General features: G+C 44.5%; 22 protein-coding genes and 1 pseudogene. 11 read left to right on the top strand and 12 right to left on the bottom strand.

The annotated features are described in order from the left end of the window. Positions 1-36: 36 nt before the first annotated feature. Complete coding sequence (locus RJD38_RS17625; RefSeq protein ID WP_005598125.1) at positions 37-684, bottom strand: HAD family hydrolase; 648 nt, start codon at positions 682-684, stop codon at positions 37-39. Positions 685-881: 197 nt separating this feature from the next. Here RJD38_RS17625 and RJD38_RS17630 point away from each other — a divergent pair, with 197 nt between their 5' ends. Continuing rightward, entirely contained in the window at positions 882-1,754 is an 873-nt protein-coding gene (locus RJD38_RS17630) for an NAD(P)-dependent oxidoreductase (RefSeq protein ID WP_065546749.1), read from the top strand. Positions 1,755-1,994: 240 nt separating this feature from the next. On the opposite strand, the gene RJD38_RS17635 is transcribed toward RJD38_RS17630, so the two are convergent. Further along, positions 1,995-2,243 carry an Lpp/OprI family alanine-zipper lipoprotein gene (locus tag RJD38_RS17635; protein WP_005595213.1) on the bottom strand — a complete coding sequence of 83 codons (249 nt, stop codon included), beginning with the start codon at positions 2,241-2,243 and terminating at the stop codon, positions 1,995-1,997. Positions 2,244-2,554: 311 nt separating this feature from the next. On the opposite strand from RJD38_RS17635, the gene RJD38_RS17640 reads away from it, so the two are divergent. Together RJD38_RS17640 and RJD38_RS17645 are read left to right on the top strand one after the other, a co-directional pair. Then, positions 2,555-3,901, top strand: a complete 1,347-nt coding sequence (locus tag RJD38_RS17640; protein ID WP_156773199.1) for a DEAD/DEAH box helicase — start codon at positions 2,555-2,557, stop codon at positions 3,899-3,901. Positions 3,902-3,998: 97 nt separating this feature from the next. Next, positions 3,999-4,115: pseudogene (locus RJD38_RS17645) on the top strand (GntR family transcriptional regulator); the annotation flags it as partial. A gap of 156 nt (positions 4,116-4,271) precedes the next feature. On the opposite strand, the gene RJD38_RS17650 reads toward RJD38_RS17645, so the two are convergent. The 3 genes from RJD38_RS17650 to RJD38_RS17660 form a co-directional block, all read right to left on the bottom strand. Continuing rightward, entirely contained in the window at positions 4,272-5,642 is a 1,371-nt protein-coding gene (locus RJD38_RS17650; protein ID WP_009386701.1) for a YjiH family protein, read from the bottom strand. Between the two features lie 517 nt (positions 5,643-6,159). Further along, positions 6,160-6,822 carry a YoaK family protein gene (locus RJD38_RS17655; RefSeq protein ID WP_005595228.1) on the bottom strand — a complete coding sequence of 221 codons (663 nt, stop codon included), beginning with the start codon at positions 6,820-6,822 and terminating at the stop codon, positions 6,160-6,162. 80 nt (positions 6,823-6,902) lie between these two features. After that, the gene (locus RJD38_RS17660; RefSeq protein ID WP_005595230.1) at positions 6,903-7,334 is read right to left on the bottom strand and encodes a GFA family protein; all 432 of its coding nucleotides are present in this window, start codon (positions 7,332-7,334) and stop codon (positions 6,903-6,905) included. A gap of 106 nt (positions 7,335-7,440) precedes the next feature. On the opposite strand from RJD38_RS17660, the gene RJD38_RS17665 reads away from it, so the two are divergent. The 3 genes from RJD38_RS17665 to RJD38_RS17675 all read left to right on the top strand — a co-directional run bounded on the left by RJD38_RS17665 (position 7,441) and on the right by RJD38_RS17675 (position 9,962). Further along, entirely contained in the window at positions 7,441-8,070 is a 630-nt protein-coding gene (locus tag RJD38_RS17665; protein ID WP_065546750.1) for a hypothetical protein, read from the top strand. A 74-nt stretch (positions 8,071-8,144) separates the two neighbouring features. Further along, complete coding sequence (locus tag RJD38_RS17670) at positions 8,145-8,444, top strand: isoamylase early set domain-containing protein (protein WP_005595234.1); 300 nt, start codon at positions 8,145-8,147, stop codon at positions 8,442-8,444. A 264-nt stretch (positions 8,445-8,708) separates the two neighbouring features. Further along, complete coding sequence (locus tag RJD38_RS17675) at positions 8,709-9,962, top strand: peptidoglycan DD-metalloendopeptidase family protein (protein ID WP_005595236.1); 1,254 nt, start codon at positions 8,709-8,711, stop codon at positions 9,960-9,962. Between the two features lie 93 nt (positions 9,963-10,055). On the opposite strand, the gene RJD38_RS17680 is transcribed toward RJD38_RS17675, so the two are convergent. The 3 genes from RJD38_RS17680 to rodA all read right to left on the bottom strand — a co-directional run bounded on the left by RJD38_RS17680 (position 10,056) and on the right by rodA (position 12,714). After that, a complete protein-coding gene (locus RJD38_RS17680; protein WP_065546751.1) occupies positions 10,056-10,823 on the bottom strand; it encodes a helix-turn-helix transcriptional regulator in 768 nt (255 codons plus the stop codon). A gap of 32 nt (positions 10,824-10,855) precedes the next feature. Beyond that, entirely contained in the window at positions 10,856-11,386 is a 531-nt protein-coding gene (locus RJD38_RS17685) for a YbhB/YbcL family Raf kinase inhibitor-like protein (RefSeq protein WP_065546752.1), read from the bottom strand. 218 nt (positions 11,387-11,604) lie between these two features. After that, positions 11,605-12,714, bottom strand: a complete 1,110-nt coding sequence (gene rodA / locus RJD38_RS17690) for a rod shape-determining protein RodA (protein ID WP_005595239.1) — start codon at positions 12,712-12,714, stop codon at positions 11,605-11,607. 750 nt (positions 12,715-13,464) lie between these two features. Between rodA and RJD38_RS17695 the strand changes: the two genes are divergently transcribed. Together RJD38_RS17695 and RJD38_RS17700 are read left to right on the top strand one after the other, a co-directional pair. After that, positions 13,465-13,677, top strand: a complete 213-nt coding sequence (locus RJD38_RS17695) for a cold-shock protein (RefSeq protein ID WP_005595240.1) — start codon at positions 13,465-13,467, stop codon at positions 13,675-13,677. A 443-nt stretch (positions 13,678-14,120) separates the two neighbouring features. Beyond that, a complete protein-coding gene (locus RJD38_RS17700) occupies positions 14,121-15,020 on the top strand; it encodes a LysR family transcriptional regulator (protein ID WP_065546753.1) in 900 nt (299 codons plus the stop codon). A 93-nt stretch (positions 15,021-15,113) separates the two neighbouring features. Here the strand turns inward: RJD38_RS17700 and RJD38_RS17705 are convergent, their stop codons facing one another. Both RJD38_RS17705 and RJD38_RS17710 read right to left on the bottom strand, forming a co-directional pair. Continuing rightward, complete coding sequence (locus RJD38_RS17705; RefSeq protein WP_005595242.1) at positions 15,114-15,647, bottom strand: peroxiredoxin-like family protein; 534 nt, start codon at positions 15,645-15,647, stop codon at positions 15,114-15,116. Between the two features lie 13 nt (positions 15,648-15,660). Then, positions 15,661-16,203, bottom strand: coding sequence for a nuclear transport factor 2 family protein (locus RJD38_RS17710; protein WP_231893186.1), 543 nt, complete (start codon positions 16,201-16,203; stop codon positions 15,661-15,663). Between the two features lie 422 nt (positions 16,204-16,625). Here RJD38_RS17710 and RJD38_RS17715 point away from each other — a divergent pair, with 422 nt between their 5' ends. Together RJD38_RS17715 and RJD38_RS17720 are read left to right on the top strand one after the other, a co-directional pair. Beyond that, positions 16,626-17,192, top strand: a complete 567-nt coding sequence (locus RJD38_RS17715) for an NAD(P)H-dependent oxidoreductase (RefSeq protein WP_005595244.1) — start codon at positions 16,626-16,628, stop codon at positions 17,190-17,192. A 6-nt stretch (positions 17,193-17,198) separates the two neighbouring features. Beyond that, positions 17,199-18,404, top strand: coding sequence for a NupC/NupG family nucleoside CNT transporter (locus RJD38_RS17720; RefSeq protein ID WP_005595245.1), 1,206 nt, complete (start codon positions 17,199-17,201; stop codon positions 18,402-18,404). Between the two features lie 84 nt (positions 18,405-18,488). On the opposite strand, the gene RJD38_RS17725 is transcribed toward RJD38_RS17720, so the two are convergent. Next, complete coding sequence (locus RJD38_RS17725; RefSeq protein WP_065546754.1) at positions 18,489-19,169, bottom strand: Crp/Fnr family transcriptional regulator; 681 nt, start codon at positions 19,167-19,169, stop codon at positions 18,489-18,491. Positions 19,170-19,475: 306 nt separating this feature from the next. Here RJD38_RS17725 and RJD38_RS17730 point away from each other — a divergent pair, with 306 nt between their 5' ends. After that, the gene (locus tag RJD38_RS17730) at positions 19,476-20,207 is read left to right on the top strand and encodes a nucleoside phosphorylase (RefSeq protein ID WP_065546755.1); all 732 of its coding nucleotides are present in this window, start codon (positions 19,476-19,478) and stop codon (positions 20,205-20,207) included. A 165-nt stretch (positions 20,208-20,372) separates the two neighbouring features. On the opposite strand, the gene kch is transcribed toward RJD38_RS17730, so the two are convergent. Next, the gene (kch, locus tag RJD38_RS17735) at positions 20,373-21,581 is read right to left on the bottom strand and encodes a voltage-gated potassium channel protein (RefSeq protein WP_005595250.1); all 1,209 of its coding nucleotides are present in this window, start codon (positions 21,579-21,581) and stop codon (positions 20,373-20,375) included. Between the last annotated feature and the right edge of the window lie 77 nt (positions 21,582-21,658).

Below are 21,658 nucleotides of genomic sequence, written 5' to 3' on the forward strand. Positions count from 1 at the left end.
CTTACGAATGCAAATGATAATGGTGGCGTGGTTTCGTTACTGCGCTTTTAACTTGGCAAGAACGTCTATCATCGATGGCTCAATCTCATGGCCAAGCGCTTTGATCTCTTCGCTTGGCTCAACCAAATCTGGAATTTGGAAGGTGTGCATTTTGGCTGAAACCGCAGATAAAACGCCATTATTAGAATCTTCAAAAGCGATGCACTGCTCTGGTTCAACACCTAGACGGCGAGCGGCGAGTTGATAGATTTCAGGATCAGGCTTACCGTTAGTCACCTCACAGCCACAGGTTAAATGATCAAAGTAATGATCGATGCCTGCAAGCTTGAGCTTAATGCTGGCAAGATCTTTATGAGTGGAAGTCGCAACGGCGGTCGGAATGTTGTTGGCTTTTAACCATTCCAATAGTTCAACCACACCTTCTTTTACCGGAATCGCCTGATGTCGCACAATGGCATCATAGTTGGCGCGCCATTCTGCATGTAATTTAGGCAAGTCGTCGCCGTAAGCATCGCGGAAAATTTTCTCAATTCCTGCCGCATTACGACCAATGATCGAGAGGTAAACATCTTGATAAAAAGGCAGTTCAACGGTTTGACATGCTTGTTTGAAGACGCGCATACAGACGCGTTCTGTATCGAGGAGAAGGCCATCCATGTCAAAGATTGCAGCTTTATAATTCATTTATTGAGTACAGCTTAATAGAGTGTAGGGACCGTCATTGTGGCATAAAACATGACAAAAAACTTAGTGCAAAATTATAAAAACGGTTCATTTCATTGTTCGATATTGGTTAAACTAAGGCAATAAGTTTTTCACAACGTCAGTACTATAAACCATAACAAAAACAAGGTTTAACTGGCTTCATTATCGGAGTAAATATGGAAAGCAAAACAGTTGCCTTTGTTGGTTTAGGGGTTATGGGCTACCCAATGGCGGGGTACTTAAGTAAGGCCGGTTACAGCACCAAGGTATATAACCGTACTTTCGCTAAAGCACAAAAATGGCAAGATGAGCATCAAGGCATAGCATGTGAAACGCCAAAGCAAGCCGCAGAGGGCTGCGATATCGTATTTGTCTGCGTCGGTAACGATGATGATGTGCGCAGCGTGGTATATGGTGATGAGGGCATTTTGGCGGGCATGAAGCCAGGCGCGGTTTTAGTCGACCATACCACGACATCGGCCAATCTGGCTGTAGAACTGGCTGAAGCCGCTAAACAAGCGGGAAATGCCTTTATTGATGCTCCTGTTTCTGGTGGTCAAGCGGGGGCTGAAAATGGCGTGCTAACCATCATGTGTGGTGGTGAAGCGGCGATTTTTGAACAAGTTGCGGCAGTGATGGATGTGTACGCTAAGCAAGCGACATTGCTCGGTGAACACGGACAAGGTCAGCGTTGTAAAATGGTTAATCAGATTTGCATCGCAGGGGTGTTACAAGGCTTAAGTGAAGCGATTCAATTGGCACAAAAATCAGGCTTGGATATTGAACAAGTGGTGAATACCCTCAAGCACGGCGCTGCAGGTTCTTGGCAGATGGAAAATCGCGCGACAACCATGGCACAAGATAAGTTTGATTTTGGCTTTGCGATTGACTGGATGCGTAAAGATCTTGGTTTCTGCTTAGAAGAAGCGCAACGTGTTGGTCTAGAACTGCCGCTGACTCAGCAAGTTGATCAGCGCTATGCAGAGTTGCAAGAGCAAGGCTTAGGCCGAATGGATACCTCTGTTCTGATCAAAGCACTGGAAAAATAGCATCGGCTATTTCCTCATTGAAATCGCTTCATGAGGGAATTGTAAAAGCTCACGATAACCGCTTAGGCAACTGAGCGGTTTTTTATCACTATGCTGTTGAACATTTCGCTTGAAGTCCTAAATAGGCTCGTTAATAAACAACAGGCATAAAAAATCCGATATCAGAAGACTGATATCGGATTGAATTCAACCATGAGTAAACTCGTAAAGAGTTAATTCACAGTATCAAACACGCGAGAATTACTTAGTGTAAGACTGAGCGATGTTGTCAATACGTTCGTTAGCGCGAGCTGCTTCTTCTTGAGCTGCCATTGCTGCATCACCAGAAGCTTGAACGCCGCCAGCTAGAGCATTTACGTCTTGGCTTAGTTGGCTAACTTGGTTGCTTAGCTCGTCAAGTTTAGCAGTTGTTGCTTCATCTGGACCTGATGCACAGCCAGCTAGTAGAAGAACTGAAGATGCCGCAGCTGCGATAATCATTTTGTTCATGGATGAACTCCTTGCAATTGTTAGTATCATTGATGCGCTATACCATGTGTTGTATAGCAACCACCTAAGTGTAGCCTGATTTATATAGTTTACACAGTAGGGAAAAGTCAAAATAATCCAAGAATTTAGCTCTATTTAGTTCGTTTGCTGGAATTTCGAGCTATGCTTGCTTGTTGTTGTGTGAAAAACACTCTGTCGTACTGAGGGAATATTTTCTGTGATCTCTATCCCTATTGTCAGCTTCGATGTATCATTACGTGTTAATTTTTGATTGATGGCAACGACAGCACGTTTGCCAAATAATACCTGCCCTGGAGAAGACTTTGCAGTTTAAAGATTTAGGCTTAGATAATCGCTTATTAAAGACCTTGAACCATTATGCCTTTAAGAAGCCGACCGACATTCAAAAACAAGCGATCCCTGTAGCGATCGCGGGTAAAGATTTGTTGGCGTCATCAAAAACAGGTTCGGGTAAGACCTTAGCGTTTGTGCTGCCAATGTTGCATAAATCACTTAAAAGCAAAGCTTTCTCGGCGAAAGACCCACGTGGTCTGATTTTGGCACCAACGCGTGAATTGGCCAAACAGGTTTATGGCGAACTACGCGCAATGCTAGGTGGCTTGAGCTACGACGCGACATTGGTCGTGGGTGGTGAAAACTTCAACGATCAACAAAAAGCGTTGCGCCGTTACCCTAAATTCATCGTGGCAACGCCAGGACGTCTTGCGGATCATCTTGAGCACAAATCGCTTTTCCTTGATGGCTTAGAAACGCTGATCTTGGATGAAGCTGACCGTATGCTTGACTTGGGCTTTGCGCCAGAGCTGCGTCGTATTCATAAAGCAGCTAAGCACCGTCGTCGTCAAACATTGATGTTCTCAGCAACGCTTGATCACGCAGAAATGAATGAGATCGCAGCGGAGATGCAAGACTCGCCAAAACGTATTGCTATTGGCGTGTCGAACCAAGAACACCAAGATATCACGCAGAAATTCTACCTTTGTGATCACCTTGATCATAAAGAAGCGATTCTTGATCGTGTACTAGAAGAAGCGAACTATCGTCAACTGATCATCTTTACGGCAACGCGAGCTGATACTGAGCGTCTAACGCTTAAGTTGAACGAGCAAAAACTCAAAGCCGTGGCACTGAGTGGTGGCCTAACTCAAACTCAACGTAATACGATTATGAGCCAGTTTGAGCGTGCAGTATTTAAGATCCTTGTGACGACAGATATTGCTTCTCGTGGCCTTGATATTGCCAACGTAACTCACGTAGTTAACTTCGATATGCCAAAGCATACTGAAGAATACGTTCACCGTGTCGGTCGTACTGGTCGTGCTGGTAACAAAGGTGACGCAGTATCTTTGGTTGGTCCGAAAGACTGGGATAGCTTTAAGCGTGTTGAAGCGTACTTGCACCAAGATCTTGCGTTCTCAACTTTTGAAGGCCTTAAAGGTAAGTTTAAAGGCATTAAGCCACCTAAACCAGCGGTACAAAAAGGCAAGACGGATTACCGAAATAAAGGTAAAACTCAGGCGAAGAAAGTGGCTAAGAAGCCAGTTAAGCGTGATAAGAGCTTCTACCAACACGTAGCTGTGGGTGATTCAGTCTTCATTCCGAAGAAGAAAGTCGCGCCAAAAGTGGACGACGAGTAAACACTCTAGCGTTAATTATCGAAGGTCACCTCAGGGTGGCCTTTTTTGTATGTTGATCATGGAATTGGTTTTCATCGCAGCGCCAAAGTGGCGCGCTGCTGCCGTGTTAAGAGCGGTGAGCCACACTGATGCTGAAGAGGCCGTTGCGGCGTCCCATCGCCTTAATGACTATCTCACCGATGTTGCCTATCGCAGTATCAAACCACGTAAGTAACCGACTTTCGTCGTGATAACTTAGTGCGCAGAGGCGTGTCTATTCAGCTCGCACCTTAGGCGAAATTAAATGCAAAATAGAAAGGGCAGTCCAATGGACTGCCCTTTGTGTTTATATCGTTCTGCCATCATGTGATTTATGGCATCAAAGACTTATTTAGAAAATCAGATGCGCAACACCCGCGATAACAGGCAAGGTGATCAGTGTACGCAGAATAAAAATCGCAAACAGTTCAAAAATGTTTACTGGGATACGGCTACCAAGTAGTAGTGCGCCCACTTCCGACATGTAAATTAGCTGAGTGACTGACATCGCTGCAATCACAAAGCGAGTCATTTCGCTATCAATAGACGCGGCAAGAATCGATGGAATAAACATATCCGCAAAACCAATTACGATGGTTTTAGATGCTTCAGCCGCTTCCGGTACGCCCAATAGCTCTAGGTAAGGTACAAATGGCTGGCCTAAGAAGGTAAACACTGAGGTGTATTCAGCAATAATCAATGCCACTGTACCGAGGCCCATCACGACCGGTAGTACACCAAACACCATATCAACCGCGTTATGTACGCCTTCGGTTAAGATGGTTTTCCATGACTTAACACGGCCTGCTTTCAACAGTGCCAGTTCCATGCCCCATGTAAAGCTAGAGTGACCTTCTGGGATGGCGTCAGCATCGTCTGCTGGTTTCGTACCATCGATAAAGGTATCTTTTTTGTAGCATAGCGGTGGTAGGCGAGGAATGATGATCGCTGCAACAAAACCCGCTAAACAAACGGCGCCGTAAAAAGGTAAGAACATATGTTCTAGATTGACTTGCGCAATCACCACAAGACTAAAAGTAATCGATACTGCTGAGAATGTTGTACCAACAACGGCCGCCTCACGTTCAGTATAGAATTTGTTTTCGTACTGTTTGCTGGTTAATAGAATGCCGACACTACCATCACCTAACCAAGATGCCATACAGTCAATCGCACTGCGACCCGGCAGGTTAAATACAGGGCGCATTACTTTTGCTAGTAAGGTGCCAAAAAGTTCAAGTAGACCGAAGTTAAGTAGCAGTGGCAGTAACAAACCCGCGAAAATGAACACGGAGAACAGGGTTGGTAGCAAGCCTTCTAATACAAGGCCACCAGTGTTTGGCTCCCAAATCGCTTTTGGGCCGATTTGGAAATAAGTCAGCACGATGGCGATACCACCAAGTACACGCACTGCTAACCAAAGAGGGCTTGGGTTAAACAACCCATTTAAAAAATGGCTGTTAGCAATGAATGAAGGGTTTTTAATTCGACATAGTAGAGAGGCCGTTGCCATAAATGCAACGATAGCAGTGATCATCTCAATCAGGAAATCGCCAAAGAGTGCTTGGATGGATTTCGCTAAAATAGCAACAGGGATAGTGATATCACCGTTGTAGCTCACTGGAGCCATGAAAAGGAACACACCGATTAACGATGGGATAAAGAAAACCCAAAAATTGCCTTTGGCTTTGTGTGTTTCGGTTGTTTGAGTACTGTTTTTCATTAGGAATCTCATGTTACAACTAGTCAATATACACCGAGTCCTTGGCATATATATTCACTAAACATCCGTATTCAGTCATTGCAGGCAAGACTACTGGTTTTCTGTTGTTATCGCAAGACTATTCAATAATATCCGCTAAATATTCATGATTTAATGTTTTTTAAGCAGTTAATCAGGGTCTTATCTGTTGTTGATTTTCATTTGTCAGGCACATGTGATGAAAGAATCACCGTTTGATGTGTAATGAATATAGGCTATCAATAATATAAGAGGCTAAAGCTTCATTTCTCGAGCTATAGAGTGAATGGAAAACCGAAACAATCATTCTCTAATTCAACCGTTTGATCTTCACTTTCCGACTCTCATGTCATTGGCTTACTCAAGGTTAGTTGGAAGGTAGGGATGTTTCAATGTTGGCAATACGGGTGCGAGGGAGGCAAGGATCGCCAGAAAGCGGCTGACATAGCGACCCGTTAGAGGCGACATTGGTAGTAAAAGGAGAAGGAGTAGAGCGCGCTTAACGCGCTCGTGTTTGGTACAAGTAAAACCAATAACCAATCGCTAAGGTAAGCGCAAGCGCAATCGGTGCCATCAGTGAGCCAATCGCATAAAGACTAAAGAGTTTCGCGCCTGCGATGCCGCCAGAAAGAAAACCGGCAAAAATAAATAAAAACAGTTTGGCTTTACGATAGTCGAAGCGTTCACCGCGTAAACGAGCCCCAATCATGATGCCGAGGTCAGTGATAATACCCGTCATATGCGTTGTACGCACCACTGCGCCACTAAAAGTGGTGATCATCGCGTTTTGTAGGCCACAGGCTGCAGAAGCAAAGTATTGCCCTGAAGTGACATTTTGTTTTAACAAAAGGTAAGCAACAAACAGCAAGCCCGCTTCAATACACAGAGCAAAGCCATAGCGGCGGCCAAGCTTTAACGCGGTACTTTCCATAAAAGCACCGCTTAACGTCGCGCCCATCAAAAAGCTTAACAGAATCATAAAGAGGTGGCTGGTCATGCCATCAAGAGCTTCAATACTGGTGCCAAGTAGTGTCACAGTACCGGAGATGTGAGAAACCGCTTGGTGTTGAAAACCAAGCAAGCCAATCGCGTTGACTATTCCTGCAAGAAGGGCAAGTAGGAATGCTCCGTATTCCACCCAGCGTGGTAGTCGAGAAATCACAAATTTACTCCCAAAATCTAGGCGTGGATTATAGCGCTGGTAAGAGCTGTTCGATAGTGAAAGTTAGCGTAATAACAGCGTTATTGAGCCTGCTCAATTTGGCAGTCAAATTTAACCCAACCTTGTTTGTGTTGTTCATACACAGAAAAACTGGGTTGAGGGAGATCGTGTTGGTCAAAGATACCGACCGGAATCACTAAATGTTCGGGGGCGATAGATAGCGTTAATAACATCGTGGTGCCACAGCGTGGACAAAAAGAGTAGCTGACTTGTTGGCCTGAGTCGCTCATACGAGTGTATTCCGTCAACTCACCACTGTAGCTCACCTGTGCGCGATGAAAGCGAGCTTGAACACCAAAGACACTTCCTGTTCTTTTCTGGCATGCAAAACAATGGCAAATGGCGGTACGAATCGGTTCACCATGACAAATGAGATTGACTTGGCCACAGCTGCATTGAGCAATACGCGTAAGTGGTGGAGTAACGGTGTGATGTGAGGCGTGTTGAGTCATGGTCGCTCCTTGAGATAACAAACGGCTACTGATAAGGTTGATCACCAATTATTGATTACAATGTCGGTTATTTACCCTCTCAACTACGGACAACTTGAGCGTGCAAATGAAAAAGCGTCTACTACCGATCCCTTTGATTCTTCTTATACCTATTGTATTACTCGTTGTGGTGATTGTCGCTGGCGTCTACCGTTTTAGTCTCGATGATGAGGAAATTTTAGCTAAGTTTCCTTCGCAGGTGCAAGACCAAGCCAAGAGTCATGATGGTGTGATGCAGCAAGTCTTTCACCTTTCTACGCCGAACCCTTGGACTATTAGCGTCCCTGAAAGCCATGCATTTGCGCTGATTGACCAAATCGATGAAAAACAACAATGGGCACTCGGTCGTTATGATTCTGGGGCAGAACGAGGCCAACTTAGCGTGAGTCTTGATTGGTTGACTGTGCTCGATAAACAACAGTATTTATCGATTATGACGGTATCCAATCAAGGCAGTGGCATTTTCTATTACTTGGCCAGTTTTAAATATGACCAGCAGCGTCAGCGCTTAGTGTTAGTTGACGAGACATTATTAGGCGATCGCATTCAGGTTGATAAGCTCAATGTGGACTCGTCCGCTGTGCAAGTGAGCTATCGCCAGCATGGCGCAACGCAATCGTATGCAGAACAGCCGTCGGATGTCCTCATTGCCAATTATAAACTGAATGACAAATTGCAGTTCAAAGCGTTACCGTGAGCCTTGGCTTGTGAGTGTGCCATTAATTGCCTATATTGATTAAGCAAATTTTCTTGTTGTTAATGGAGTAATACATGATTAATAAACGTTTCTTTAAAACCAAGGACGAAGTGGAAGTAACGTTTGAGTTACCGGAAGATCAAGTGGGGCAGTCAGCTTGTTTAGTGGCGGATTTTTCTGATTGGCAACCGATCGTGATGAAAAAAGTCGCCAAAACTAAATCGTACCGATTCAAAACACGCTTGCCAAAAGATCAGCAGTTTGAATTTCGCTACTTAGTCGATGAAAGCCGCTGGATTAATGATCCAAACGCGGATAAATACACACCAAATGGTTTTGGTGAAGACAATGGATTGCTAACCACTTATCAATAATAAATTCAATAAGTTGGTGTTTACTTACCTATAGAGTGAATAAAACAAGGCGCATGATTGCGCCTTTTTTGATCGCATAACTAGTACGATAGGGTGACAAAAGAAGTAGAAATCCGTAATCTTATAACGATTTTTCCACATCGTAGGGTGTGGACTTTTGCTACGTATTACATGAATTAATGAATAATTAAATTGTTATAAGGTCAAACTGTGCAAGCAAGAACGATAAAAGCGCGCGTTTCTGAACTTACGAAACGCAAGAGAATGATGCTTTTGAGCTTACCAGTAGTCGCGATTGTTGCATTAACGACTCTGGATGGCACAACCAATAAAATCCGCACGATTGATCTTTCTCTAAACGACACCCAATTAGTCGATACCATTCTTAACGAAGCAATTGAGAATGTTGATATGCCGGATTATGAATACCATATTCAAGCCGGTGATAATTTAAGCTCTATTTTTGACCGCCTTGGTTTTGCTTACAGCGACATGATGAAAATCATGGAGACGGATCTTAACTTTTTAGCACTTGATACCCTAAAGCCGGGTAACACGTTGCGTTTTTGGCGCGACGAACAGACTAATAGTCTTGCGAAGATGGAACTTGAGTTTAGCTTGGTTGAGCGTGCGGTTTATACTCGAACCGACGATGGCAGCTACGAGTTTACTGACGTTAAGATTCCCGGCGTGTGGAAAGAGTTCGCGTTGGTTGGAGAGATCAACGGTAGCTTTTCTCAGTCAGTCAACAAGCTAGGCCTTGGAAATGCCGAGATTGAGCAGATTGTTAGTTTGCTTAAAGATAAAATTAACTTCTCTCGTGATTTGCGCTCTGGTGATAAATTTGAAGTGGTGCAATCGCGTCAGTATGTTGATGACCAACTCACCGGCAATCGAGAAATTCAGGCGATTAAGATCTTGAACCGTGGTGGTGAATATACCGCTTACCTGCATGAAGATGGCCAATATTACGATAAAAATGGTGACAGCTTACAACGTGCTTTCCAGCGTAAGCCTGTTAATGGAAACTACCGCTTAAGTTCTAATTTCAACGCTCACCGTAAACACCCAGTGACAGGACGCGTTTCTCCACACAATGGTACAGACTGGGCAACGCCAATTGGTACACCGATTGTTTCCACAGGTGACGGTGTCGTGATCATGACGCGTAAACACCCATATGCAGGTAATTATGTGGTGATACAACATGGCAGTACCTATAAAACACGTTATTTGCACTTGAGTAAGATTTTGGTCCGTAAAGGCCAGAAAGTGACTCGTGGACAACGTATCGGTTTATCAGGTAATACCGGACGTGTGACTGGGCCGCACATTCACTATGAATTGATTGTTCGTGGTCGCGCAGTCAATGCGATGAAGGCTAATATCCCGATGGCAAGTTCAGTATCGAAAAAAGAGATGCCAGCGTTTGTCGCTCGTCGTGATAAGTATGATGAGATGCTAAAACAGCAAGAGATGAAACTTGCTCAGCAAGGTTCATCAACTAATGCGAGTTGATATTGAATGAGTTGAGATAGAGAAAGCGAACCGAATGGTTCGCTTTTTTGTGCAAAAAATAACATCGTATCTGCGCTATGGGGGACAATCTGGCTAGAGCGTCATTTGATACTGGCGCGGAGTTAAGCCAAATTGCTCTTTGAATCGCTGAGTAAAACGCACTTCAGATTGATAGCCACAGGCAAGCGCTGTATCCATCTGGCTAAACTTTCTTTGCAATAAACCGAGTGCATGAGACATGCGAATTTCGGTCAATATATGTCGAAAGCTCGTCTCTTCTGCAGCGAGCTTTCGGGTTAGCGTTGCCCGACTCATCGCCAAGTGCTGCGCAACGACTTCGATCTTATGATCATCACCGGGAGCCGCACTCAAATAAGTGGCGAGTTTATCGCGGACTTGCTGATTATCATTAGGAAAAAGCAGATGTAGAGCTCCGACGTGACGAAGTTCAGCATAGAATGCCAGTAGCAACTGTTGTTGAGTGTGTGCAGAAAGATCTTTGTTGGACATGTCACAAATGATCTCAAAGCAATAGCGCAGAGCGTCATTCACTTTTACCATTGGCGCGCTGCCGCTAGAGGATGCCTCTTGATTTAACCACTCTGCTGGAGGTGGTTGGAAAAAAGTCACCGCACGCGCATTGAAAGCATTCTGCATCGGAGTATTAACGAAAGTGAGATACTGGCCTGCGGGTACCACAAGCCAGTTTGCACGATTGAACTCATAGGATTGCTCTTGCCACCAAAGCTGCTTGTGGCCTTGCTCAACCCAATAAAGTGTTGGGGCATGAATGAACACATTGTGTAAAGGCTGCTCTCTTTTGCCTCGAAAATGTGTCACGTGTAGTAATGATTTGTTCATGCCCTTATCCTTTTTTCTCTACGTGGTTTGAATTACTCGTTGACGTAAGTCGCGGTAATTTTCGCTTTATCGAGTGCACTCGAGTTCAGCATAAAGCCGATCAGAGCATTCGATGCACCTTGTGGTAGCTCTAGTTTCTCAGTTGGTAAGGCGAATACGGTAAATTCGTAGCGGTGCATTCCGTCTCCCTTTGGAGGACAAACGCCACCAAAGCCTTTCAAGCCATAGTCATTTTTCATTTCGTCTGCTTTGATAGATTTACCTGAAACGCCTCGTTCCAGCGTAGTGATGTTTGCTGGGATATCGACCGCAACCCAGTGCCACCAGCCGCTGCCCGTTGGTGCATCAGGATCATAAGCGGTAATTGCAAAGCTTTTTGTTCCAGCAGGCACATCGCTCCAGCTAAGTTGTGGCGATAAATTATCTCCACTACAACCAAAGCTATTAAAAGCAAACGTATCAGCAATTCGCGAGCCTTCTTGAATGTCTTGGCTAGTTAAGGTCATGGCTGAACTAGCAAATGAAGCAAGAAGTAGTACAGGTGCGAGTTTGAAAAATTTCATCTTAGTTCCTTTTTAGGTTTCGGCTACAGGACTAATAATAGAAATTAACTTGGCAAAATATATCACAATAAAACTCATTAATAGTTATGTTTTACCTTATTTGAGTTTTTTTAGTGTGTTTAATACTGTTCAAAGTATGAGGCTAATCTTGAAGAAGAGAAAGCCAAAAGCCAGAGATGAACTCTGGCTTTTGGCTTTTTGCAAATGAATTGTGCTAATTAATTGGCATGGCCCATCGCAGAGAATGGGGTGCCAGCTTTGCGTTTCCTTGGTGCGAGCGCCATGATAATGCCAAAGCACGCACCTTGAGTGATCATTGCCGTACCACCGTAGCTGATAAAGGGTAACGGGCTACCCATTACTGGTAACAGGCCACTCACCATTCCCATATTGATAAAGGCGTATAGCATGAAGCTCATTGCCAGCGCGCCAATAACCAAGCGGCCATAAGCCGAGTCGCTTTGGCTGGCAAGCCATAATGTGCGGCCAGCGATAAATAGATAGGTTGAGATTAAAGCAACACTACCAAAGTAGCCCCACTCTTCCGCAAAGGTCGAAAAGATAAAGTCAGTATGACTTTCTGGAATGAACCCTAGCTGCCCTTGCGTAGCGTTCATATAGCCTTTGCCGCGAATGCCACCAGAACCGATAGCCACTAAAGATTGAATGATTTGATACCCAGCGCCAAGTGGGTCGGACTCAGGGTTAAGAAATTGAGTAACGCGCATCTTCTGATAGCTCTCCATGAAGAAGATCCACAGTACCGGAATTGCCGTGGCAACAATCGCAATCACTGACGCAATAATTTTCCAACTCATGCCGCCAAGAAAGAGCACGAACAGTGAGTAAATAACGGTAAAGATTGCACCATCAAGATCGGGCTGAATCACAATAAGTCCGGCTGGCATTGCCGTGAGCGCTAAACAAAGGCCGATTTTTTTAAACGTTGGAGCCCCAGGGTCTTTAGCAATTAGCCACGCCGCCATCATTGGTACTGCAACCTTAACCAGTTCGGAAGGCTGGAAGCGAATTGGGCCAAGGGCGAGCCAACGTTTTGAACCATTAGTTGCATCACCGGCAATCACAACTGCCAGCAGCAATAGTACCGTTAGGGTAAACAAAGGCGGTGCAATGTCGCACAGTTTTTTTGCGGGCACAGCAGAAAGTACGATTAATGCACCAATGGCAATCACAGCTCGCGCTAAATGACGTTCTAAAATGGGCTCACTAAAACCACTAGCGCTCCAGACGCTAATACTCCCCGCGGCGATCAAAAAACAGATCGCAGCAAGCAGTGGATAATCTAATTGGGGGCGAATACGCAGCACGGGCGAAACATCTAAAATGAATAGTGATGCGAAATTTAATCCTGATTGATAGGAAAGACAATAAACAATTGCAGAGGGAAAGGTAAGTTTTCCACATAAATTGAGAGGTTATGAGCAACATCGCCAAATTAAGCCCTCGCGTTGGGGGTTTAAATGTTTGTATTTTAAAGATTTACACTGCTAATCAATCATAAGTCGATCGCGGGTGTCGATTTTTGGCCGCTATCGATGACACCGTTGTTTGCAAAGGCTCATCTCGTCGTCGGTAATGTAGAGGGGATGAGAGCGTTATTGAACAAGTGATGTGTGTTGGAAGTCTGGTGAGTAAAACCAACAGAGAAAATGAAGCAGGGAATGACGGCATGGCTGACAAGCAGAATCGAACAATTTCCCCGATTAATGCGACTGAGCATTGAGAGTTCAAAAAATAACGCGGTGCTTTTTCGATCTATTTGGGCAAAGATCCATCTAGGCGCTTGAAAGTTAGACATTCATAACATTATTGAACAGAAAACCATAAGAAAAGTAAAAAAAAGACTATACAAAAAACAAGCAGTGGTTATTATACCGCTCAGTTGTTCAAAGAGTTATTAAATGCAGCATCAAGTACAAGTAAAACCTCAAGTATCAAAACACAGTTTTTGTCGCTAGGCGTTTCCCTTTTATTTTAGCGTAACATGATATAATTCAAGAAGTTAACATATCGTTAACATTGAACTCTTCTTAAATTAAATAAATAAGGGGCATAAAATGTCTAACTCAATTACTGGTACTGTAAAATGGTTTAACGAAACTAAAGGTTTCGGTTTCCTAACTCAAGATAACGGCGGCGCAGACGTATTCGTACACTTCCGTGCTATCGCTTCTGAAGGTTTCAAAACTCTTAACGAAGGCCAAAAAGTGTCTTTCGAAGTAGAACAAGGTCAAAAAGGCCTTCAAGCTACTAACGTTGTTGCACTATAATTAGCGCTTCACGTAAGAATAAATAGAAGGTCGCCTAGGCGGCCTTTTTTGTATCTAAAATTTGCCTAACGCTTGCTCGTCCCTCGTGATATCGATTTTTTTCTGCATTAGTTATCGTCGCATTATCCTTCTTCTCTTGTAAGCTTTTTCCATCCGTGCCAAATACCATTTAAGATAAGACTATGCTTAGGTATTTACGCAATAAATATTGCTTTCAGTTAGGTCTGGTTACTAGTTAAATTATTGTTTTTATAGTGTATATTTCCGATGTTATGAGATGCCATTATCTGTGTTTTAATCGGCAAGAATGACCCAAGACGGATGCTTATTGGCTCGATTGAATGCGCATGCCTGTCTCGCCTTACCTATATGATCGACATAATTTCCCCTTTCATTCTCAGTTATTTCGTTGAATACTCATCCGACATTAGTGAGGAGATGGTATGGATCAGTTAGGCGCGATGCGGGTTTTTGTTCGTGTGGTACAGATGGGCAGTTTCTCTGCTGCGGCTAGAGAGCAAAACACCACACAAGCGACGATTAGTAAAAAAGTCGCGGCACTGGAGGCGAAGCTGAGCGCAAAGCTTTTGTCACGTACGAGTCGAGAACTGTCTTTGACTGAAGTAGGAGCTGACTATTATGAGCGTTGCATGGCGATTTTAAGTGAGCTTGAAGAAGCTGATGCTAATGCTCGTTCACAAATGGCAACGCCATCGGGGTTGTTGCGTGTTGCTGCCCCTGTCGTATTCGCCCGTCAATTTATTGCTCCCATTCTGAGTGAATTTCTTACTATTTATCCTGACATCCAAGTCGATTTATTGGTGAGTGATAAGCATGTAGATCTGATTGCGGATGGTGTCGATGTGGCTATTCGGGCCAAACAACTTGAAGATTCTAACTTTGTCGCGCGGCATCTATTTGATAACCCTTTTGCTGTTGCAGCAGCACCTCAATATTTAAAGCAATCTGCTGTTATCAAGACAGCGGAGGATTTAAAAGATCACAACTGTATAGTTTATTCGATGTTGAAATCGATTAATATTTGGCATTTTGAGCGGGAGGGGCATCGTATCTCGGTCCCGGTAACTGGTCGAAGTCGCTGTGATAATGGCGACGTGATATTGCAGTTAGCTCTTGATGGGGAGGGGGTTGTTCATCTTCCGATCTGGATGCTGGATGAGCATGTTAGGTCTGGGCGGCTTGAGCTTATCTTACAAGATTACGAATCTAAGCCTTTGCCTTTCAATGCGATCTATTTACAAAGTCGTTATGTGCCACTTAAGGTGCGTTGTTTTATTGATTATATAAAACAGAAACTGTCTGAGGATCCTCAGTACCATTAATGCAATGGCTATAGCGACATTAATAGCACTGTGTGAGGAAAACAAAATGCATAGAAGCGACCAAGATATTCTATGCATGATGACAAATTTTGCTCAGATAAACGTCCCGCGGATCGGGTAGTTATTATGTGGGTCACGAATGAATTTCAATCCTTGTAGCAACACATTAAGATCGGGTCGTGAGAATGGCGCGTTTGATACATCGACAATTTGCACCAGACCTTTTTCATTGATGACAAACAGTGCTGGCTCGGCAAACAAATGATCGGTTTCTTGTTCTGATCTTGGCGTCGAAATATAGACCCCTAGTGTTTGCATCTGCTCCACCGTTAAGCCATAGGCAAGCGGGAAGCTGATACAGAGTTTTTCCTTATGCTCGCGTAGCTGTTCTTCACTATCGGCCGATACGGCAATGACATCAATACCCAACTCACGATACTCGGTGACTAAGGGTTCTAAGTCATTTAGATAACGCGTGCATAGTGGGCAGTGTTGACCGCGGTACACAAGCACGAGTTTCCAATCGTAGGGGGCGTTCGGGTTGCCAAGGGCCACTTTTTCACCTTCCAATGTGCTAACTAATAATTGAGGGAAGCTTGCTCCGGCCTGAAATTTTAATGCTGGCATAAAAAACCTCGGTCTATTGTTGTTTTAAGTAATTGTAACTGTCGTCGGCGATATCGCGTTTACCACGGTACTTATCGTCGAACTCCTTCGCCCAAATTGCAGACGCTATTTGGTTTTGGTTCCAATCAAATACGGTTGAACGATGCTTGATCTTCCACTCGCCTTCACGACGTTCAAAATGAAAGTGGTGACGCCCACCAAGAATACCCTCTTTATCAACGCCATCCTCTTCATGTACGTGGTATGCCCATACATAACACTCTGCGGTTGCGCTATCACCCTCGATTTCAATTAGTGGATTGCTGATACGGTGTTGAGTCGCTTTCAGTGCGCGAAAACCTTCCATCGCAGGTTGGACAAACGCGTGAGCATTATCATTATAGAAGAACAAATCAGGGAAGATGGGATCTTGGTGCTCTTCGATAGCATCTGACCAGTAAGTCGATTTCATCAGTTCGCCATCGACACGGTCTAATGCTCGGGCGAACTTGTACATGATTTCAGTTATCTCTTGTTTGTCGAGTAGTTGTTGTAGTTTCTGTTGCATGTTCATCATAGTGCTCTCTATCGGTTGTATGTATGCTTTGAAGCGATGGAGAGATAATAAAGATTCCAATCGTGATTGATAAGTGGTGCTGGTGGTATAGTATCTATTCCATTTTGGAATGAATAAAAGAAAGCGTGGACTAGTAAATGTGCCATCATCTACATCTGTTGCTCAGTTCGTTTTTTAGCAGGCGCCCGATGCTATAACCTCAATTCATTTCTTGACTAGCCAATGTAGTAATTTTTGACCTGACGCCAAACAAGAGGGACTTTTGTCCTCTTGTTCTTATCACGTCAGCGTTATGCTTACCCGCAGATTCATTAATACAACAAAACATCCGGCAGCTCTTGGTTAGCTCCGTCTCGCTTATTTCTGTGAAACAACGACAATAAGCCAAGTTAACAAAAGCTCGAACAACATAGGCAAACCCAATGAACGTACTGGTTATTAACGGTCATCCTAATTTAAATAACTCCTTTGCGAATAAAGAGATCCTTAAACTGCTTGCGCAGAAAACCGATTGGCAGATGACTCATGCATCAGACTTTGCCGGGGATGTGAAAGCTGAACAACAGCGCTTGTTAGAGGCGGATCTCGTGGTGGTCCAGTTCCCACTTTACTGGAGTACTTTTCCTTCTGTGATGAAAGAGTGGATCGATCAAGTGTTCACTTATGGTTTTGCGTTTGGCCCTGATGGTAGCCAGCTTAAAAGCAAGAAATTACTTTTCTCAATTACGGCAGGGGCTACGGCTGAATCGTATTCAGAAAGTGGCTTTAACTTTATGCCGCTTGAGAACTACCAACGCGCGTTTGAACATGCCTTTAAAGCCGCGGAAATGGATGTTATCGATACCATCGTGACATTTGAGATGAATGCAATTCCTGAAGAGGGCGGTGATGTTGAAAAAACCATTGAGCTTGCACAGCAACACGCAGTTCAAATCATCAATGTAGTCAGCCATTCAGCACAAAATGCAGTAAGCACTCACATAGGATAAATCATCATGTTTCAATCACTCATTGGTATCGCCGTACTTCTCGGTGTCGGTTTCTTGTGCTCTGAAAACAGAAGCCAGATTAGTTGGCGCGCAGTCGTGGGTGCATTCGCCATCATTTTAGTCGTCGCCGGTTTTGTGCTTGCGACTGAGGTTGGTGCCGATGTACTACTGGCGGTTTCAAATACGGTAGGTAATGTATTTAGCTATGGCGCGGAAGGGATCAAGTTCGCCTTCGGTAGCTTGGTGAACTTCAGTGTCGATGGCATTGGCTTTGTTTGGGCACTGCAAGTACTACCACAGATCATCTTTACTGCTTCACTGACTTCTTTGCTTTACTATTTGGGCATCATGCAGTGGTTTGTGCGCATTATTGGTGGCGGATTGCAACGTGTGTTGGGTACTTCGCGTGCAGAATCGATGAATGCTGCCGGTAACATTGTATTAGGTCAAACAGAAGCGCCATTATTGGTAAAACCATACCATCGCGTTCTTACTCGCGCGCAAATTTTTGCCATTATGGTTGGCGGCCTTTCCTCTATTGCGGGTTCGATTTTGGCTGGCTTAGCGGGTATGGGCGTTGATCTTAACTTCCTTATTATGGCCTGTTTTATGTCGGCCCCTGCTGGTTTGATGTTTGCCAAATTGATCATTCCGGAAACGGAACAAACCATTGATGAAGTGCCAGAATTACCAGATAACGAAAGGCCAACCAGTTTCATTGATGCGATTGCTAAAGGCGCAATGGCGGGTATCTCAATCGCAGCGATTGTGGGCGCGGTCATCATCTCATGTATTGGTTTGATGGCGATGCTGAACGGCGGACTGGGTGCCATCGGTGACTTCTTTGGTTTTGAAGGCCTAACCGTTGATGTGATCCTTGGTTTGTTATTCTCTCCGGTTGCATGGTTGATTGGCGTACCTTGGAATGAAGCGATGGATGCAGGTGCATTCCTTGGTCAAAAAATAGCACTAAACGAATTCGTGGCGTTTGCTAGCATGGGCGCGGTTGAGCTGAGTGAGCGCACCACCGCGATTATGACGATTGCTCTGTGTGGCTTTGCCAATATTGGTTCCGTTGCCATGGTATGCGGTGCGCTAAGCAGTATGATCCCAGAACGTGCAGGAGTTATCGGCCAACTAGGAATGAAGGTACTGCTCGCTGCAACACTAGCGAACCTAATGAACGCTGCGATTGTTGGTTTATTTGTCTAGACGTTGAATTAAATCGTTAATCGTCAAACTAAAGCGCCACCTTGCATTACGCAGGTGGCGCTTTTTATTGAGTGTGATTGGTACTTATTCGTGAGTATCGATAAATGCTTTAAGTGCTTGTTCGTCGACAATTTCTAACCCTTGTTCCCCTTTACGAACCAGATTCTTATCCATCAGAGTTTTTACTGCGCGGCGATAAACTCGTCCTGACGTACCGAACCGTTCTGCTTCTTGATTCACCTTATCAAAACCATTCAGTGCCGGAGTAGTACGTTGTTGCATTAACAAATCATAAGCAATGTTATAGCAAATGGGATGCAGCAAGCGGTTAGTGTATATATCTAGAGAATCCTGATAGTCATCAGCCAATGCAGAAGCAAAGAAAAATAACATCTCGGGTTGTTGATGCAGCAGTTCGGTGAGATTTTTTATACAGATGATGTCAATCTGCATATGTTCATCGGCCACGACATTCCACTGACAAGCTGTTTGGGTGAAAAACTCCATCTCGCCAAAAATATGATCATCACAATGTGCTTTTCCGAGTTGAAAGCGACGTCCATTGGCGGCGAGAATACTCATCGAAACCCTTCCCGCAGGCACCACATAGATATGATCCAATGGTTCGCCTTGGGTCAAAATTGCTTCGCCGGTGTTGAAATAGCGAGTTCCAACCTGACATTGATAGATAAAAGCGCGAAACGCAGAGCTTTTTTGCTCAAGTAGGGATTTAAAGCGCCCGGTTGGGGCTGGTTTGATTCTCATTGCGGTCTCATGCCTGGTCTTTTACGAGGATCGCTAAGCCAACTTTCATCTGACGAACGACCTTTACTTTTTGTCACTGATATCAATCTCACATTCTCGTGAAATCTAACAATTACAATAGCTTTAAAGTGTTTTGGTAGGACAAAAGTCCTCCTTTATCACGGAGTAATTCGCCTAATATTGCGCTAGTTTAAACGCATTATCACTAGACTTCGATATGCCGCGACGGGAAATTTGGTAAGAGAGTGTCCGCCAATCGTTTGCGGTCACATGACGAGTCACTGAAAACAGAATAAGAGGAACCCCATGCTTAAACAGCCCCATATTGGCGTCGATGCAACGCAAGTTGCTCCTTTGGTTATTGTCTGTGGTGAACCTGACCGCGCCAATCGTATTGCCTCACTCTTTGACGAGGCACAAATGGTATCGGAGAATCGTGAGTACCGTTTATTTAGTGGGCAATACCAGGGTGTTCCAGTGTCGGTATGCAGTACCGGTATTGGTGCGCCTTCAATGATTATTGCGGTAGAAGAACTGAAACAGTGCGGAGTGACCCATATCGTACGTGTGGGTTCGGCAGGGGCAATGCAAGAAGGAATTCAACTCGGCGAATTGATTATTGCCGAAGGGGCTGTCCGTGATGAAGGGGGATCAAAAGCCTATGTTGAGGCCGCATACCCGGCTTACGCAAGTTTCTCACTATTAAAAGCGTTAGATGACTATCTAGCTGCTCAATCAACCCAGTGTCATTTTGGTGTAGTGCGTTCTCATGACAGTTTTTATACCGATGAAGAAGAATCCATTTGCCAGTATTGGAACAAGAAAGGCATTCTCGGCGCAGATATGGAAACCTCAGCTCTATTTGCGGTTGGGCGCTTACGTGGAATCAAGGTGGCCTCAGTGCTCAACAATGTGGTGTTGTATCAGCAAGATGTTAAAGAAGGGGTCGATCAATACGTGAATGAGGCTGAAAGTATGATGCAAGGTGAGAAACTTGCCTCACTCGCCGCGTTAGAAGCATTGATTGCACAGTCGTAAAGGCTGATGTCACATACCACCAGAGTATATGACAACGGATAATAGAGCTGGCAATTAGTCTCCTTACGTGACACCTCACTATCACATGCACGACAAAGTGGCAGCCTTTGTCGTGCATGTGATGGCCCCGCGTTCTGTACAACGTTTACGTGAAGAGAAAGACGATTATTTATTATCAAACAACCCGTGGCCTGAATTGAGCAGCATCGAAACCAATCGGTCATTATCTAGCGGTTCTCCAGACATGACGCTGGCTAATATTTCACTGCCAAATAGTAACGGCGACAAGACCACATCTGCTTTGACTTGCTTCACCTTGTTCATATTTTTCGCATCATTGACCGCTAACACCGTTTTCGCTTCTGGGTAGAGATCGCGTGCTGATAACACAATAAACGCGTTATCGGCATCGTCATCAGTCAGGGCGAGTAAGGCGCGACAATGTTCTATTCCTGCTGACTGTAAGACGGTGTTATCAGTACAATCACCGGACATGATATCCAACTTACGGCTGGCGCGTTGTTGAATTTTAGGGAAATTTTCCTCTGCTTCACTGGTCAGAATCATTACGTTAAGCCCACGGTCGAGAAGCTGGTTTGCCGTGGCGATAGCCAGTACAGATGTTCCGCAAACAATATAGTGATCTTTTCTATTCATTTTCTCTTGATTACCTTTAACTAATCGATTCAAGCCCCCTCTGATTAAAGGGCCGAAGACGGTGGTGACGGAAGTGGCAAAGACAGTAATGCCCGCAATAATCACCGATACCGTGAATAAACGAGCAGGTTCACTGATCGGGACAATGTCGCCATAACCGACGGTTGTCATCGTCACAATCGAGAAGTAAAACGAGGTGGTTAAATCCGTGATGGCTGGGTGAAAATCCTGACCAAAGTAGAGTGCGCCGTAGGTGGAATAAAACAGCAGGACGGTAAAACTGATAAACGCGAAGATCCCACCAGCGGTGGCACTGGAATGATGGAAGTCTTTTCCCAGTAGCAATAAGCTGATTAAGGTGACGATGCCAAGGGTGAGACTATGGGTTAGTTCCGGGAAGAAGTGCCACGTAAACACGAGTGAGATCGATAACAGTACGATACTGACGGCCCAAGCAATGCGGGCTCGAAATAATAAGCCAAACGCATTGATCATTAAGAAAATGCCAAGCAAGAACCAAGGACCATTGGCAATGTTAGCCCAATTTATCGAGGCAAAGCTCTTAACTTGAAATAGCCCGATAAGGTTAAGTGATGAGCCCCATACGCTGGCAAGAATTAATAACCCGTTAATGAAGACCGCAAATGCGACCAAAACATGACGTAATTTTCGCCAAAATTCGCCCCATTTTTTCCAGAGTAGAGAAGGAATGTTCAAGGCAATGACCACCAATAAATGATTACGAAACCAGACTATAGCGCCATAACGGCGATAGCATAGCTGCTAGTATATAA

Source organism: Vibrio scophthalmi (assembly GCF_040869025.1).
Taxonomy (GTDB): domain Bacteria; phylum Pseudomonadota; class Gammaproteobacteria; order Enterobacterales; family Vibrionaceae; genus Vibrio; species Vibrio scophthalmi.

Bases quoted from the DNA above. Each gene is read 5' to 3' on its own strand.
- RJD38_RS17625 (WP_005598125.1), bottom strand. From the start codon at position 684: ATGAATTATAAAGCTGCAATCTTTGACATGGATGGCCTTCTCCTCGAT.
- RJD38_RS17630 (WP_065546749.1), top strand. From the start codon at position 882: ATGGAAAGCAAAACAGTTGCCTTTGTTGGTTTAGGGGTTATGGGCTAC.
- RJD38_RS17635 (WP_005595213.1), bottom strand. From the start codon at position 2,243: ATGAACAAAATGATTATCGCAGCTGCGGCATCTTCAGTTCTTCTACTA.
- RJD38_RS17650 (WP_009386701.1), bottom strand. From the start codon at position 5,642: ATGAAAAACAGTACTCAAACAACCGAAACACACAAAGCCAAAGGCAAT.
- RJD38_RS17660 (WP_005595230.1), bottom strand. From the start codon at position 7,334: ATGACTCAACACGCCTCACATCACACCGTTACTCCACCACTTACGCGT.
- RJD38_RS17665 (WP_065546750.1), top strand. From the start codon at position 7,441: ATGAAAAAGCGTCTACTACCGATCCCTTTGATTCTTCTTATACCTATT.
- RJD38_RS17670 (WP_005595234.1), top strand. From the start codon at position 8,145: ATGATTAATAAACGTTTCTTTAAAACCAAGGACGAAGTGGAAGTAACG.
- RJD38_RS17675 (WP_005595236.1), top strand. From the start codon at position 8,709: ATGATGCTTTTGAGCTTACCAGTAGTCGCGATTGTTGCATTAACGACT.
- RJD38_RS17680 (WP_065546751.1), bottom strand. From the start codon at position 10,823: ATGAACAAATCATTACTACACGTGACACATTTTCGAGGCAAAAGAGAG.
- RJD38_RS17685 (WP_065546752.1), bottom strand. From the start codon at position 11,386: ATGAAATTTTTCAAACTCGCACCTGTACTACTTCTTGCTTCATTTGCT.
- RJD38_RS17695 (WP_005595240.1), top strand. From the start codon at position 13,465: ATGTCTAACTCAATTACTGGTACTGTAAAATGGTTTAACGAAACTAAA.
- RJD38_RS17700 (WP_065546753.1), top strand. From the start codon at position 14,121: ATGGATCAGTTAGGCGCGATGCGGGTTTTTGTTCGTGTGGTACAGATG.
- RJD38_RS17705 (WP_005595242.1), bottom strand. From the start codon at position 15,647: ATGCCAGCATTAAAATTTCAGGCCGGAGCAAGCTTCCCTCAATTATTA.
- RJD38_RS17710 (WP_231893186.1), bottom strand. From the start codon at position 16,203: ATGATGAACATGCAACAGAAACTACAACAACTACTCGACAAACAAGAG.
- RJD38_RS17715 (WP_005595244.1), top strand. From the start codon at position 16,626: ATGAACGTACTGGTTATTAACGGTCATCCTAATTTAAATAACTCCTTT.
- RJD38_RS17720 (WP_005595245.1), top strand. From the start codon at position 17,199: ATGTTTCAATCACTCATTGGTATCGCCGTACTTCTCGGTGTCGGTTTC.
- RJD38_RS17725 (WP_065546754.1), bottom strand. From the start codon at position 19,169: ATGAGAATCAAACCAGCCCCAACCGGGCGCTTTAAATCCCTACTTGAG.
- RJD38_RS17730 (WP_065546755.1), top strand. From the start codon at position 19,476: ATGCTTAAACAGCCCCATATTGGCGTCGATGCAACGCAAGTTGCTCCT.